This is a genomic window from Serratia sp. Ae19-1 (assembly GCF_059801225.1).
Map to the genome: position 1 here is coordinate 109,375 of NZ_JBCHWD010000006.1, position 14,354 is coordinate 123,728.

Here is a 14,354-nt window from a genome sequence, read left to right on the forward strand (position 1 = left end):
CCGTGATGGCGGGGGCGTTGCCTCAGGCCGCCAGTGTGTGTTCGCGGAAGGCGTTCAGCAGCTCTTCGGTGAACGTCAGGCGCTTCTGACGGTCGGCCAGATCGAGCGTGAACTTCAGCTTGCTTGGGCCGTCCAGGCGGTAAACCTGCGGATTGCCCTGCAGCAGACCGATCAGATAGCCGGGATCGACGCGGTTGTTATCGCCGAACTCGATAAAGCCGCCGCGCTCGTTGCTCTCGATGCGCTTGATCCCCAGCTTCTGCGCATGCAGGCGCAGCGCCGCGCACTGCAACAGGTTGCGCGCTGCATCCGGCAACTGACCGAAGCGGTCGATCAGCTCGACCTTCAGCTCATCCAGTTCACCCTCGTTCTTCGCGCTGGCGATGCGCTTGTACAGCGACAGGCGGGTATTGACGTCGGGAATGAAGTCTTCCGGCAGCAACGCCGGCATGCGCAGCTCCACTTCGGTCTGGTTGCTGGTGAGATCTTCCAGCGACGGTTCGCGGCCGTTTTTCAACGCATCGACGGCGCTTTCCAGCAATTCCATGTAAAGCGAGAAGCCGACGGTGGTCATCTGGCCGCTCTGGTCTTCGCCCAGCAGTTCGCCGGCGCCGCGGATCTCCAGATCGTGAGTCGCCAGCGCAAAACCGGCGCCGAGATCTTCCAGCGACGCGATGGCTTCGAGCCGTTTATGGGCGTCGGTGCCCATGGCTTTCGGGTTTGGCGTCAACAGATAGGCATAAGCCTGGTGGTGCGAACGCCCGACGCGGCCGCGCAGCTGATGCAGCTGCGCCAGGCCGAAGCGATCGGCCCGCTCGATGATGATGGTGTTGGCGCTGGGGATGTCGATGCCGGTTTCGATGATGGTGGTGCACACCAGCACGTTGAACCGCTGGTGGTGGAAATCGTTCATCACCCGTTCCAGATCGCGCTCGCGCATCTGGCCGTGGCCGATGGCGATGCGCGCCTCCGGCACCAGCTCCGCCAGACGCTGCGCCGCTTTTTCGATGTTCTCCACGTCGTTGTAGAGGTAGTAAACCTGGCCGCCGCGCAGCACTTCGCGCAGGATCGCTTCGCGCACCACCAGGCTGTCGTATTCGCGCACGAAGGTCTTCACCGCCAGCCGGCGCGCCGGCGGAGTGGCGATGATCGACAGATCGCGCATGCCGCTCATCGCCATGTTCAGCGTACGCGGGATCGGCGTGGCGGTCAGCGTCAGGATATCGACGTCGGCGCGCATCGCCTTGATGCGCTCCTTGTGGCGCACGCCAAAGCGGTGCTCTTCATCGACGATCAGCAGCCCCAAATCTTTCCAGCGCAGATCGCTCTGCAGCAGTTTGTGGGTGCCGATAATGATGTCAACCTTGCCTTCGGCCGCGTCGTCCAGCACCTGCTGCTGCTCTTTGGCGCTGCGGAAGCGCGACATCATCTCGATGCGGATCGGCCAGGTGGCGAAGCGATCGCGGAAGTTGTCGAAGTGCTGCTGCGCCAGCAGGGTGGTCGGCACCAGCACCGCCACCTGTTTGCCGTTTTCCACCGCCAGGAAGGCGGCGCGCATCGCCACTTCGGTTTTGCCGAAGCCGACGTCGCCGCACACCAGGCGGTCCATCGCCAGCGGTTGGCACATGTCGCTCAGCACCGCGTTGATCGCCTGTTCCTGGTCCGGCGTGGTTTCGAACGGGAAGGTCTGGCAGAACAGCTGGTACTGTTCGCGGTTATGCTTGAAGGCGAAACCGGCCTTGGCGGCTCGCTGGGCGTAAATATCCAGCAGCTCCGCCGCCACGTCGCGCACCCGTTCGGCCGCTTTCTGCCGCGCGCGCGTCCAGGCGTCGCCGCCCAGCTTGTGCAGCGGGGCGTTTTCGTCTGCGCCGCCGGCGTAACGGCTGATCAGGTGCAGCGATGAGACCGGCACGTACAGCTTGTCCTCGCCGGCGTAGGAGAGGATCAGGTACTCGGCCTTGATGCCGCCGGCTTCCAGCGTGGTCAGGCCGACGTAGCGGCCGACGCCGTGCTCCAGGTGCACCACCGGCTGGCCGGGATGCAGCTCCGCCAGGTTGCGGATCAGGGTATCGGTGTTGATGGTGCGCCGGTTGTCCTGTCGGCGGCGGCTGACGCGTTCGCCGAGCAGATCGCTTTCGCAGATCAGCGCCCGCTGGCGAAGGCCGTCTAGGAAACCGTGTTCGGCGGCGCCGACCATCATGTAACGGCCCGCGGTTTCCGCCTGATCGAGACGCTGGATCAGCGCCGGCGCCAGCTTGATGCGGCCGAGCAGATCCTGCAGCGTTTCACGCCGCCCCTCGCTTTCGACGGAGAAGATCACGCTGCCGTCGAAGCCTTCGATAAAGCGGCGCAGGTTATCCAGCGGGGATTTATGTTGCGCCTGCACCGCCAGATCGGGCAGGGCATGGTAATCCAGATTGGTATTGCCGGCCTTGGCCGGCAGCTCATCGGTTTTCAGCGCGATGCGCGGCCAGTCCTTCAGCTCGCCGAACAGCGCATCGACGCGCAGCCACAGCGTATCCGGCGCCAGCAGCGGGCGCATCGGATCGACGCGGCGGCTTTCGTAACGCTGGTTGACGTCCTGCCAGAAGCGCTCGGCGGCGCTCTCCAGATCGCCGGTGTTGACGATCAGCGTATTGGCCGGCAGGTAGCTGAACAGCGAGGGCAGCGGCTGGCTGAAGAACAGCGGTTGCCAGTATTCGATACCGGCGGGCCAGGCGCTTTTGCTGACCTGCTGATAGATATGTTCGGCGTCGCGGCGCACCTCAAACTGTTCGCGCCACTGACTGCGGAACAGCTCGATAGCGTTCTTGTCGGTGGGGAACTCGTGGGCCGGCAACAGATTGATGGCTTCGACTTCGCTCAGCGTGCGCTGGGTGTCGACGTCGAAGATGCGCAGGCTGTCGATTTCGTCATCGAAAAAGTCGATGCGGTAAGGCTCGTCGCTGCCCATCGGGTAAAGATCGAGCAGCGCGCCGCGGGTGGCGAATTCGCCGTGCTCCATCACCTGATCGACGCTGCGGTATCCGGCCTGTTCCAGCTGCGCGCGCAGCTTGTCGCGCGACAGGCGCTGGCCTTTCTTCATCACCAGCGCATGGCCGTGCAGGAACTCGTGCGGACAGACGCGCTGCATCAGGGTGTTGACCGGCAGAATGATCACCCCGCGCGCCATGGTCGGCAGATGATACAGGCTCGACAAACGGTCGGAGATGATCTCCTGGTGCGGCGAGAAGCTGTCGTACGGCAGGGTCTCCCAGTCGGACAGGGTGGTCACCATCTGGTCGGTGAACTGCTGGATCTCGTCGCGCAGCCGCAGGGCGTTTTGCATGTCCGGCGCGATCAGCATCACCGGGCCATTGTGGCGTTCGACGATCTCGGCGCACTCCACGGCGCAGGCCGCGCCGGTCAGTTGCCCCAGCTGGCGCAGATCGCCCGCGCGATCGGGCAGAGAATAACGGGGGGATGAGGAACGGTTACGGCTATCGGAAGTGCTCATTCAGGTATCTTTAATCAATGTGTTGGATGGCGTCCCGGCACGGATAACCCAGCGCCTTTATGCTGTTTATAGTAGCCCAGCGGCCGGCAAACTGACACAGCAAAAAGCGCTGCCCATCAATTTTCTGCCGGTTATTTAACCGGTTAATGCCGCCGGTTTTTTGCGGCTGAGGATAAAGAGCGCGCGAAGCTGCCGCCGTCTCCCTCTTCGCCGCCACGCAATAAAAGGCCGTCGGGTGTTCCCTAAACGAGGGAGAGCCTTTATTATCCATGATCACTTTGCTTAAGCCACGGCTATCAAACGGATTTCATGTATCAACCTGTCGCGTTATTCATTGGCCTGCGCTACATGCGCGGGCGAGCCTCAGACCGCTTCGGGCGGTTTGTATCCTGGCTTTCCACCATCGGCATTACGCTGGGGGTGATGGCGTTGGTCACCGTGCTGTCGGTGATGAACGGTTTCGAAAAGGATCTGGAGAACAACATCCTCGGCCTGATGCCGCAGGCGCTGGTCACCAGTCCGCAAGGATCGGTCAACCCGCAGCAGCTGCCGGCCTCCGAGGTGCAGAAGCTGCAGGGCGTCACGCGCGTCGCGCCGCTGACCACCGGTGACGTGGTGCTGCAAAGCGCCCGCAGCGTGGCGGTCGGCGTGATGCTCGGCGTCAATCCTGACGAAACCGATCCGTTGACGCCGTATCTGGTCAACGTCAAGCAGCAGCAGCTGCAGCCGGGCCAATACAACATCATCATCGGCGAACAGCTGGCGGGGCAACTCGGCGTCAAGCGCGGCGACTCGCTGCGCGTGATGGTGCCGAGCGCCAGTCAGTTCACGCCGATGGGCCGCATTCCCAGCCAGCGTCTGTTCACCCTGATCGGCACCTTCCACGCCAATAGCGAAGTGGACGGCTATCAGCTGCTGGTCAACCAACAGGACGCTTCGCGCCTGATGCGCTACCCGGCCGGCAATATCACCGGCTGGCGCCTGTTCCTGCAACAGCCGTTGGCGGTCGATACGCTCAGCCAACAGGCGCTGCCGCCGGGCACCGTCTGGAAAGACTGGCGCGATCGCAAGGGCGAGCTGTTCCAGGCGGTGCGCATGGAGAAGAACATGATGGGGCTGCTGCTCAGCCTGATCGTGGCGGTGGCAGCGTTTAACATCATTACCTCGCTCGGCCTGCTGGTGATGGAGAAGCAGGGTGAAGTCGCCATTCTGCAGACCCAGGGGCTGACCCGCCGCCAGATTATGTCGGTATTTATGGTGCAGGGCGCCAGCGCCGGCATCATCGGTTCGCTGCTCGGCACGCTGCTCGGCGTGCTGCTGGCTACCAATCTGAACAATCTGATGCCGATCCTCGGCGCCTTGATCGACGGCGCTTCGCTGCCGGTGGCGGTCGATCCGCTGCAGGTGACGATCATCGCCGTAGTGGCGATGGCGGTTTCCCTGTTGTCCACGCTTTATCCTTCATGGCGCGCTGCCGCCGTACAACCCGCTGAGGCTTTACGTTATGAGTAACCATCTTTTGCTGCAGTGTGACAACCTGTGCAAGACCTATCAGGAAGGCAATCTGCACACCGATGTGCTGCGCAATGTCAGCTTTGCCATGCAGCAGGGCGAGATGATGGCGATCGTCGGCAGCTCGGGTTCCGGCAAGAGCACCCTGTTGCACCTGCTGGGCGGGCTGGACTCGCCGACCTCTGGCGAGGTGATTTTCAAGGGCGAATCGCTGAACGCCATGTCTTCGGCGGCCAAGGCCGAGCTGCGCAACCGCCAGCTGGGCTTCATCTATCAGTTCCACCATCTGTTGCCGGACTTCACCGCGCTGGAAAACGCCGCCATGCCGCTGCTGATCGGCGGGGCCAAACCGGCGCAGGCGCAGGAGAAGGCGCGGGAGATGCTGGCGGCGGTCGGTCTGGAAAAACGCAGCAAACACCGCCCGTCAGAGCTCTCCGGCGGCGAGCGTCAGCGCGTGGCGATCGCGCGTGCGCTGGTCAACAACCCGGCGCTGGTGCTGGCGGACGAACCGACCGGTAACCTGGACAAACGCACCGCGGACAGCATCTTCGATCTGCTGGGCGAGCTGAACGTGCGCCAGGGCACCGCATTTCTGGTGGTGACGCACGATCTGCAGCTGGCCAAGCGCCTGAGCCGCCAGCTGGAAATGGCCGACGGCCACCTGCAGGCGCAGCTGACCCTGATGGGGGCCGAGTAATGGCGGGAGCCTCACTGTCCTTCCTGACGGCCCTGCGTTTCAGCCGCGGCCGTAAACGCGGCGGCATGGTGTCGCTGATCTCGGTTATCTCCACCATCGGCATTGCGCTGGGGGTGGCGGTGCTGATCGTCGGGCTGAGCGCGATGAACGGTTTTGAGCGCGAGCTGAAGAACCGCATTCTGGCGGTGGTGCCGCACGGCGAGCTGGAGCCGGTCAATCAGCCGTTCAGCGGCTGGCCGTCGATTCTGCAGCGGGTGGAAAAGGTGCCGGGCATTTTGGCCGCCGCGCCTTACATCAATTTCACCGGCCTGATGGAAAACGGCGCGCAACTGCGCGCGGTGGAAGTCAAAGGCGTTGATCCGCAGCAGGAGAGCCGGCTGAGCGCGCTGCCGCAGTATGTGCAGGGCGACGCCTGGGCCAACTTCAAACCTGGCGAGCAGCAGGTGATCCTCGGCAAAGGCGTGGCCGACGCGCTGGGCGTCAAGCAGGGCGCTTATGTGACGGTCATGATTCCCAACAGCGACCCGGAGATGAAGCTGCAGTCGCCGAAGCGTATTCGCCTGCACGTGACCGGCATTCTGCAGCTCAGCGGCCAGCTCGATCACAGCCTGGCGCTGGTGCCGCTGGCCGACGCGCAGCAGTATCTCGACATGGGTGACAGCGTCACGGGTATCGCCATCAAGGTGAACGACGTATTCGCCGCCAATAAACTGGTGCGCGACGCCGGCGAAGTGACCAATTCTTATATCTACATCAAAAGTTGGATCGGCAAGTACGGCTACATGTACCGCGATATCCAGATGATCCGCGCCATCATGTATCTGGCGATGGTGCTGGTGATCGGCGTGGCCTGCTTCAACATCGTTTCCACGCTGGTGATGGCGGTAAAAGACAAAAGCGCCGACATCGCAGTGCTGCGCACCCTGGGCGCCAAAGACGGCTTTATCCGCGCCATCTTCATCTGGTACGGGCTGTTGGCCGGGCTGCTGGGCAGCCTGAGCGGCGTGGTGATCGGGGTGATCGCTTCGCTGCAGCTGACCAACATTATCCGCGGCATCGAGACGCTGGTCGGCCATTCCTTCCTGTCGGGCGATATCTACTTCATCGACTTCCTGCCTTCGGAGCTGCATTGGCTGGACGTGCTGATCGTGCTGGCGACCGCCATCGTGCTCAGCCTGTTGGCCAGTTGGTATCCGGCCAGGCGCGCCAGCCGCATCGATCCGGCGCGAGTGCTGAGCGGACAATAAAACCCACGGGGAGGCAGCGATGCCGCCCCGTTTTTTTAGCCGGGGGATCGGTTATGTACTACGGTTTCGATATGGGCGGCACCAAGATTGAGCTGGGGGTGTTCGACGATAACCTGCAGCGCATTTGGCAAAAGCGGGTGCCGACGCCGCGTGAAGATTACCGGCAGCTGCTGGCCACGCTGTGCGATCTGACCCTTGAGGCGGATGCGTTTTGCGGCCGGCGCGGCAGCGTCGGCATCGGCATACCGGGCTTGCCCAACGACGATGAGGGCACGCTGTTTACCGCCAACGTGCCGGCGGCGATGGGGCGGCCGCTGCCGCGCGATCTGGCGGCGCTGATCGGGCGCGAGGTGCGGGTCGACAACGACGCCAACTGTTTTGCGCTGTCGGAGGCCTGGGACGAGGAGTTCCGCCGCTACCCGACGGTGTTGGGCATCATCCTCGGTACCGGCGTAGGCGGCGGCCTGATCGTCGACGGCAAGACGGTGCCGGGGCGCAACTATATCGCCGGCGAGTTCGGTCATTTGCGCCTGCCGGTGGACGCGCTTGAGGTACTGGGGCGTGATGTGCCTCGCGTTGCCTGCGGATGCGGCCATCAGGGTTGCATTGAAAACTATATATCGGGCCGCGGTTTCGAATGGATGTACGCTCATTTCTACGGCCGGCGCTTGCCCGCCACCGAGATCATTGCGCATTATCAGGCGGGTGAGCCGCAGGCGGCGGCTCATGTAGACCGCTTTATGGACGTGTTGGCAATCTGCCTGGGTAACCTGCTGACGGTGCTGGATCCGCACCTGGTGGTGATCGGCGGCGGGTTGTCGAACTTCGACGCCATCTACCAGGCGTTGCCGCAGCGGCTGCCGGCGCACCTGCTGCGGGTGGCCCGGCTGCCGCGTATCGAGAAGGCGCGCTATGGCGACGCCGGCGGCGTGCGCGGCGCGGCGTTCCTCAATTTGGCTCGCCCAACGTAATGGGCATTGAGGCCAGGCGTGAATGTATGCAGCCAACAACGCCTCAACGTCCAGTAAGAAGGGTAAACAGGGAAAAGTAAGGAGAGAGTTAATGCACACTCGCCATCGGCTGTGTCAGTTTCGCAAGAGTAAGCATGTGCTGCATCAGCGCTTTCGTTCACGCATTTTTCACCGTGACACCATGGCGGCGGCCGAGCTGAAAAAGCCGTTTGTGGTGGTGTTGACCGGGGCCGGCATTTCGGCCGAATCGGGCATTCGAACCTTCCGCGCCGCGGATGGGCTGTGGGAAGAACACCGGGTGGAGGATGTCGCCACGCCGGAAGGGTTTCAGCGCGATCCGGCGCTGGTGCAGGCGTTTTACAACGAACGCCGCCGCCAGCTGCAGACGGAAGAGATCGCCCCGAACGCCGCGCACCGCGCGCTGGCGGATCTGGAAGAGTGGCTGGGGGACAACTTCCTGCTGGTCACGCAAAACATCGATAACCTGCATGAGCGCGCCGGCAGCAAGCGGGTGCTGCACATGCACGGCGAATTGCTGAAGGTGCGCTGCACCCAGTCGGGCCAGGTGTTCGAATGGCCCGGCGATCTCAGCGTCGACGACCGTTGCCACTGCTGCCAGTTCCCGGCGCCGCTGCGGCCGCACGTGGTGTGGTTCGGCGAGATGCCGCTGGGCATGGACGACATCTACCAGGCGCTGAGCAAGGCCGATTTCTTCGTCGCCATCGGCACCTCTGGCCACGTCTATCCGGCGGCCGGCTTCGTGCATGAGGCGCGGCTGGGCGGCGCTTACGCCATGGAGCTGAACCTGGAACCGAGCCAGGTGGAGAGCCAGTTCGACGAGAAACACTACGGCCTGGCCAGCGAAGTGGTGCCGCGTTTTGTGCACAAGTTCCTGGTAGGCAAGGTGGCGCGGGCCGACCGGCCTTAGTGGTGTGTTTGGGGATGAAAAAGCTCAGGTGAAAACTTAATCACACCTGAGCTTTTCGCAGATATTAACGCATTTAGAGTTTAATACGATAATAATGGGGTTTTCCTATTTACTTTTATAAATAGAATTAATTAGTTTGAAATAGGCGTCGGGGGCATGTGCATTTTTTATTCTTTCGATTGATGCCTGTGCTTTATCACTGATTGCTTTTTTATCAGCAACGGCATTGGCTATGTTTTTCTTTATGCCAGCTATAATGGTATTGCGAATTTCTTTTTTGTCATCATAATTACTGATGACAATTTCTCTGAACTTATTACATGGGACGTCGATCATCCAACCTGATTCGGAGGGGTTTATTTCTGTCAGTGCGCGAACGCTAGTTGTTATCACTGGACATCCACAGGCTTGCATTTCCAATACGGAATAACCATAAGTGTCACCCCATGTTGGCAACAAGCCAATATGGCTGCTAATGAATTTTTCCATTACTTGCTCGTTAGGAAGCGATGCAAAATGGGAAATACATGATAGATCCTTTACAAGGGATTCAATGTGCTCATAGAATTGCATATCATCTTTGAATTCCCCATGTACATAATTATCTCTTTTGCTCAGATCGCCGATCAAGGTAACATCAATGTCGTCTGCTGAAATAGTCCCGCTCTCAACCAGCTCGCTAACGGCAAGAACGATTTCTGCACCGCCTTTACGGTAAAAATCCCGACCGACAAAGATAAGCTTTACCCTGTCGGAATCGATTGGTTTGTCAGTTACCGCTGCCACTAACAATTGCTGAGGCGGATGAACGATACGCATCTTGCTTTTTATTGAATCGGCAAGAGTGGGGTATTCATCAAGTATAGCCATCTGAATATTATAAGCGGATTGTGATAACGCTAAAATACTGAGGCAATTACTTTCTGCGATGGCTGACAGCAATGCCTCAATTTTTTCGTTTTTTTCATAATTATTTTTTCATCCGGTTTTCTATGCGTATCCATTACTTCCGGCACTCTCGGAATAATCGTTTCAAAGGTTGAAATCCATTTGTTTTTTACTAATCCGGTATGGTTGAAGAAATGAAGCGCATCAATGTTATCTAAGGGTCTATCTATGAGTGGTTTGAAAATAAATGATGGGGCTTTCTTTAGCAGTTTGCTGTTCAGAAAGTTAATGTATTTAAATAGATTGCTTTTATCAAAGTTGATGAAATTATTACTTTTGTTTCCAGTAATACACCGCTTTTCAGGGTATCCATTGCTCGCAATTCCGATGCGCATTCACCACCTCATGATAATTAAAAAATGCAATGATCGGGCAATATACCGCTATCCATGTGTAATTACAAGGGGTATTCCATGCGTTAAGATTAGCGCATAATTACAGGGAGTAGTGCTTCATTATATACATCAATAAGCTATTGCAACTTCGTTATCCGACTTATGATGGCGGATAACGAAGATAATAGTGCTTTTCTAACGATCAGCGCCCGGCTTTCAGCTTTTGGAAGTAGCTCTCGTACAGCGTGCTGGCGTCGCCGACGTCGTTTTGCCACTCGCCGTGCTCAATAACCGCTTTATCCGGGTAGAGTGACGGGTCGTTGGCGATCTCCGGCGACAGCAGCTTCTTCGCCGCCAGGTTCGGCGTCGGGTAACCGATGGTTTCCGCTACCTGCACCGCGATTTCCGGCCGCAGCAGGAAGTCGATCAGCTTCAGCGCTCCTTCTACGTTGCGCGCGTTGGCCGGAATGGCCAGGCTATCCATCCAGAAGATGCCGCCTTCCTTCGGCCAGACGATCTCCAGCGGCGTGCCGGCCTGGCGTGCCACGAAGGCAGAACCGTTCCATACCATGCCGACGTTGACTTCCCCTTCCATAAATGGATTGCCCGGGTTATCGGAGTTGAAGGCCAGCACGTTCGGCATCAATTTCTGCAGCTCGTGGTAGGCGGCTTCGATCTCTTTCGGATCGGTGGTGTTGCCGGAATAGCCCAGCTTGAGCAGCGCCATCTGGAACACTTCACGCGCGTCGTCGGTCAGCAGCAGGCGGCCTTTGTACTGCGGTTGCCACAGATCGGCCCAGGCGGTGACGGTGGACGGATCCTGCGCGTCGCTGTTGACGCCGATGGCGGTGGCGCCCCAGATGTAAGGGATGGAGTAGTCGTTGTTGGGATCGAACGGCTTGTTCAGCAGGGTAGGATCGAGATCCTTGAAGTGGCTGAGCTTGCTCTTGTCGATTTTTTGCAGCATGCCTTCCTTGCTCATCTTGGCGATGAAGTAGGTGGAGGGCACCACCAGATCGTACGCGCCGTCCTTGTAGGTCTTCAGCTTGGCGTACATGCTTTCGTTGGATTCATAGGTGGAATAGATCACCTTGATGCCGGTTTCCTTGGTGAACTGCTCCAGCAGTCCCGGCGGGACGTATTCAGTCCAGTTATAGAAGTACAGTGTTTTGCCGTCAGAGGCGTTTGCAGAGCAGATACTCAGCGCCATCATCCCGGCTGCGAGCAGATGTGACCACTTTTTCATGCAGCGTATCCTTCAGCAGTAGTGAGCCGAACCCGTATGAGCCGCCGTTTGTCGGCTGCGCCATACCCCAGAAAGGGGCCATTATAGGGGCCGGGGCGGGGTGGGTAAAGGCGGTTATCCCAGCGGCAAATCAGCGGGTTAACCGAGTCGGGGCGAGCAAAAACGGCCGCTGGCATATCACTGCGGCCAATGAAAGAGACGGGCGCCGCAGCGCCCGGCGGGAAGGATTACTCGGCCTTGGGCGAGCGATCGCGCATCACCCACTGGCTGGCGATCACCAGCACCAGCGACAGCAACAGCAAAATGGTGGCCAGCGCATTGACCTCCGGCGAAACGCCGACTTTCACCATCGAATAGATCTTCAGCGGCAAGATCTCGTAGCTCGGCCCGGTGACGAAGGAAGAGACCACCACGTCGTCCATCGACAGGGTGAAGCTCAGCAACCAGCCGGCCGCTACCGCCGGCAATGCCAGCGGCAGGATGATCTTGCGCAGAATGGTGAACTCGCTTGCGCCGAGATCGCGCGCGGCCTCCAGCATCTTCACGTCGAAGCCTTTCAGGCGCGCGTAGACGGTCACCACCACAAACGGCAGGCAGAAGGTGATGTGCGAGAACAGCAGCGACCAGAAGCCGAGCGAAATGCCGAGCAGCATGAACAGCACCAGCAGCGAAATCGCCATCACGATATCCGGCGACATCATCACCACGAACAGCATGCCGCCGACGAACGGCTTGCCGCGAAAGCGGTAGCGGTACAGCGCTACCGCGGTCAGCGAGCCGATCAGCGTGGCGAAGGTGGCGGAGAGCACCGCCATGGTCAGCGAGTGGCCCGCCGCCTGCAGCAGGCTGTCGTTGTTGAGCAGCGTGCTGTACCACTTGGTGGTGAACCCTTGCCAACTGATACCGAAGCGCGAGGCGTTGAAGGAGTTGACGATCAGAATGACGATCGGGATATACAGATAGGCGTATACCAGCGTCATAAAGCCGCCGCGCAGCAGACGTCCGATCATGCCAGATCCTCCTTCTTGTTCAGCAGGCGTGCGGCCCGGTAATAAACCAGCAGCAACAGCCCCATCACCAGCGTCAGGCAGATGCTGGTGGCCGCGCCGAACGGCCAGTCGCGGATATTGAGGAACTGGCTTTTAATCACGTTGCCGATCAGCAGATTCTTGGCGCCGCCCATCAGATCGGCGACGAAGAACAGCCCCATCGCCGGCAGCACCACCAGCAGGCAGCCGGCGATAATGCCCGGCATGGTCAGCGGCACGATGATGCGGACAAAGGTTTGCAGCTTGCTGGCGCCGAGATCGCGCGCCGCCTCCAGGCAGGATTTATCGAGCTTTTCGATACTGGAGTAGAGCGGCATCACCATAAACGGCAGCAGGATATACACCAGGCCGAGGATCACCGCTTCCGAGGTGTACATGATGCGCAGCGGCTTGTCGATGACGCCGATCCACAGCAGCGCGTCGTTGAGATAGCCGCGGGTGCTGAGAAACAGCTTCAGGCCGTAGATGCGGATCAGCGAGTTGGTCCAGAAGGGTACGATCAGCAGAAACAGCAGCAGCGGCCGCATCTTCTGCGGCAACCGCGCCAGGATAAAGGCGAACGGGTAGCCGATCACCAGGCAGCACAGGGTGGCGATCAGCGCCATGTTCAGCGAGTGCAGCAGCACCTGGGCATACAGCGGATCGAACAAGCGGCGGTAGTTGTCCAGCGTGAACACCATTTGCACCAGGTTGGCGTCGTCGCGGGTCAGGAAGCTGGCACCGATGATCATCAGGTTCGGCATGAAAACGAACAGCAGCAGCCAGGCGACGACGCCGACGATCACCACATTCTGGAAGACTTTACGCGATTTCTTCATCGGCCAGCACCACCTCCCAGCTTTCGACCCAGGTCACCGCCATCTTCTGATTGAGCGAGTGATCGACGTCCGGATCGTCTTCGTTGAAGAACTCGCTGACCATCACCGTCTTGCCGCTCTCCAGCTCGACCACCGATTCCAGCGTCATGCCTTTGTAGTTGCGCTCGCGCACGTAGCCGATCAGCCCGTCGTGTTGCGCGCTGTCGTTCACTTCTTCCACCCGCAGATCCTCCGGACGCAGCAGCACCTTCAGTTTTTGGCCCGGTTCTACCGGCAGATCGGCGTAGATGTCGCATTCGCGGCCCTCGACGTTGGCGCGCACCCGCTGTGGATCGAGGCGTTGCAGGACCACCGCGTCGAAGATGTTGATCTCGCCGATGAAGCTGGCGACGAACAGGTTCTTCGGCTCTTCGTAGATCTCACGCGGCGTGCCGTCTTGCTCGATGCGGCCTTCGCGCATCACCACGATGCGATCCGACATGGTCAGCGCTTCTTCCTGATCGTGGGTGACGAACACGAAGGTGATGCCGAGCTTGCGCTGCAGCGCCTTGAGTTCGTTCTGCATCTGCTTACGCAGTTTGTAGTCCAGCGCCGACAGCGATTCGTCCAGCAACAGCACCTTCGGCTTGTTGACCACCGCGCGGGCGATGGCCACGCGCTGCTGTTGGCCGCCGGAGAGCTGGCCCGGCCGCCGTTGGGCGAAGTCGTCCAGCTGCACCATGCGCAGCGCTTCTTCGACGCGCGGCGTCAGTTCGGCCGCTGGCACCTTTTGCATGCGCAGGCCAAAGGCGACGTTATCGAACACCGACATGTGCGGAAACAGGGCATAGCTCTGAAACACGGTGTTGACGTGGCGATGTTCGGCCGGGATTGCGGTGATGTCCTGGCCGTCGAGCACGATGCGGCCCCGATCGGCGTCTTCCAGCCCGGCGATCAGGCGCAGCACCGTGGTTTTGCCACAGCCGGAGGGGCCGAGAATAGTGAGGAATTCGCCGTGGTTAATGGTCAGTCCGAGATCGGCAATGATGGTTTTGCCATCGAACGCTTTGCTCAGGGCATGCAGTTCAACAAGGGGGGCGCGAGAGGATGTCTCAGTCATTTATCGTC

General features: G+C 59.9%; 13 protein-coding genes. 5 read left to right on the forward strand and 8 right to left on the reverse strand.

What is annotated here, in order from left to right; genetic code table 11:
- Window positions 1-22: 22 nt before the first annotated feature.
- A complete protein-coding gene (mfd, locus tag AAIE04_RS17795; RefSeq protein ID WP_198636520.1) occupies window positions 23-3,496 on the reverse strand; it encodes a transcription-repair coupling factor in 3,474 nt (1,157 codons plus the stop codon).
- Between the two features lie 10 nt (window positions 3,497-3,506).
- Window positions 3,507-3,767, reverse strand: coding sequence for a hypothetical protein (locus AAIE04_RS17800; protein ID WP_498577453.1), 261 nt, complete (start codon window positions 3,765-3,767; stop codon window positions 3,507-3,509).
- A gap of 38 nt (window positions 3,768-3,805) precedes the next feature.
- Here AAIE04_RS17800 and lolC point away from each other — a divergent pair, with 38 nt between their 5' ends.
- From lolC to cobB, 5 genes are all read left to right on the forward strand, one after another.
- A complete protein-coding gene (gene lolC / locus AAIE04_RS17805; protein WP_198636519.1) occupies window positions 3,806-5,008 on the forward strand; it encodes a lipoprotein-releasing ABC transporter permease subunit LolC in 1,203 nt (400 codons plus the stop codon).
- Window positions 5,001-5,705 (forward strand): lipoprotein-releasing ABC transporter ATP-binding protein LolD, encoded by a 705-nt coding sequence (gene lolD / locus AAIE04_RS17810; protein ID WP_004941120.1) that lies wholly within the window; start codon window positions 5,001-5,003, stop codon window positions 5,703-5,705. Before lolC ends, lolD begins: the two co-directional genes overlap by 8 nt.
- On the forward strand, window positions 5,705-6,952 hold the full coding sequence (gene lolE, locus AAIE04_RS17815) for a lipoprotein-releasing ABC transporter permease subunit LolE (protein WP_498577454.1): 1,248 nt from the start codon (window positions 5,705-5,707) through the stop codon (window positions 6,950-6,952). The genes lolD and lolE overlap by 1 nt, the downstream gene beginning before the upstream one ends.
- 53 nt (window positions 6,953-7,005) lie before the next feature.
- Entirely contained in the window at window positions 7,006-7,923 is a 918-nt protein-coding gene (gene nagK, locus AAIE04_RS17820) for an N-acetylglucosamine kinase (protein WP_498577455.1), read from the forward strand.
- 91 nt (window positions 7,924-8,014) lie between these two features.
- On the forward strand, window positions 8,015-8,851 hold the full coding sequence (cobB, locus tag AAIE04_RS17825) for a Sir2 family NAD+-dependent deacetylase (protein WP_015377583.1): 837 nt from the start codon (window positions 8,015-8,017) through the stop codon (window positions 8,849-8,851).
- Window positions 8,852-8,956: 105 nt separating this feature from the next.
- Here cobB and AAIE04_RS17830 read toward each other — a convergent pair whose 3' ends face one another.
- The 6 genes from AAIE04_RS17830 to potA all read right to left on the reverse strand — a co-directional run bounded on the left by AAIE04_RS17830 (window position 8,957) and on the right by potA (window position 14,346).
- Window positions 8,957-9,721, reverse strand: coding sequence for a glycosyltransferase (locus tag AAIE04_RS17830; RefSeq protein WP_498577456.1), 765 nt, complete (start codon window positions 9,719-9,721; stop codon window positions 8,957-8,959).
- A gap of 29 nt (window positions 9,722-9,750) precedes the next feature.
- Window positions 9,751-10,134, reverse strand: a complete 384-nt coding sequence (locus AAIE04_RS17835) for a hypothetical protein (RefSeq protein ID WP_498577457.1) — start codon at window positions 10,132-10,134, stop codon at window positions 9,751-9,753.
- Between the two features lie 202 nt (window positions 10,135-10,336).
- Window positions 10,337-11,380, reverse strand: coding sequence for a spermidine/putrescine ABC transporter substrate-binding protein PotD (potD, locus tag AAIE04_RS17840; RefSeq protein WP_019454790.1), 1,044 nt, complete (start codon window positions 11,378-11,380; stop codon window positions 10,337-10,339).
- Window positions 11,381-11,607: 227 nt separating this feature from the next.
- Window positions 11,608-12,390: a spermidine/putrescine ABC transporter permease PotC gene (gene potC, locus AAIE04_RS17845; RefSeq protein ID WP_019454791.1), complete on the reverse strand. Its 783-nt coding sequence runs from the start codon at window positions 12,388-12,390 to the stop codon at window positions 11,608-11,610.
- Complete coding sequence (potB, locus tag AAIE04_RS17850; RefSeq protein ID WP_019454792.1) at window positions 12,387-13,247, reverse strand: spermidine/putrescine ABC transporter permease PotB; 861 nt, start codon at window positions 13,245-13,247, stop codon at window positions 12,387-12,389. Before potB ends, potC begins: the two co-directional genes overlap by 4 nt.
- Window positions 13,231-14,346 (reverse strand): spermidine/putrescine ABC transporter ATP-binding protein PotA, encoded by a 1,116-nt coding sequence (gene potA / locus AAIE04_RS17855; RefSeq protein ID WP_019454793.1) that lies wholly within the window; start codon window positions 14,344-14,346, stop codon window positions 13,231-13,233. The genes potB and potA overlap by 17 nt, the downstream gene beginning before the upstream one ends.
- Window positions 14,347-14,354: the final 8 nt, after the last annotated feature.

Excerpts from the sequence above, each read along its gene's own strand:
- mfd (WP_198636520.1), bottom strand. The coding sequence starts at position 3,496 with ATGAGCACTTCCGATAGCCGTAACCGTTCCTCATCCCCCCGTTATTCT.
- AAIE04_RS17800 (WP_498577453.1), bottom strand. The coding sequence starts at position 3,767 with ATGGATAATAAAGGCTCTCCCTCGTTTAGGGAACACCCGACGGCCTTT.
- lolC (WP_198636519.1), top strand. The coding sequence starts at position 3,806 with ATGTATCAACCTGTCGCGTTATTCATTGGCCTGCGCTACATGCGCGGG.
- lolD (WP_004941120.1), top strand. The coding sequence starts at position 5,001 with ATGAGTAACCATCTTTTGCTGCAGTGTGACAACCTGTGCAAGACCTAT.
- lolE (WP_498577454.1), top strand. The coding sequence starts at position 5,705 with ATGGCGGGAGCCTCACTGTCCTTCCTGACGGCCCTGCGTTTCAGCCGC.
- nagK (WP_498577455.1), top strand. The coding sequence starts at position 7,006 with ATGTACTACGGTTTCGATATGGGCGGCACCAAGATTGAGCTGGGGGTG.
- cobB (WP_015377583.1), top strand. The coding sequence starts at position 8,015 with ATGCACACTCGCCATCGGCTGTGTCAGTTTCGCAAGAGTAAGCATGTG.
- AAIE04_RS17830 (WP_498577456.1), bottom strand. The coding sequence starts at position 9,721 with ATGGCTATACTTGATGAATACCCCACTCTTGCCGATTCAATAAAAAGC.
- AAIE04_RS17835 (WP_498577457.1), bottom strand. The coding sequence starts at position 10,134 with ATGCGCATCGGAATTGCGAGCAATGGATACCCTGAAAAGCGGTGTATT.
- potD (WP_019454790.1), bottom strand. The coding sequence starts at position 11,380 with ATGAAAAAGTGGTCACATCTGCTCGCAGCCGGGATGATGGCGCTGAGT.
- potC (WP_019454791.1), bottom strand. The coding sequence starts at position 12,390 with ATGATCGGACGTCTGCTGCGCGGCGGCTTTATGACGCTGGTATACGCC.
- potB (WP_019454792.1), bottom strand. The coding sequence starts at position 13,247 with ATGAAGAAATCGCGTAAAGTCTTCCAGAATGTGGTGATCGTCGGCGTC.
- potA (WP_019454793.1), bottom strand. The coding sequence starts at position 14,346 with ATGACTGAGACATCCTCTCGCGCCCCCCTTGTTGAACTGCATGCCCTG.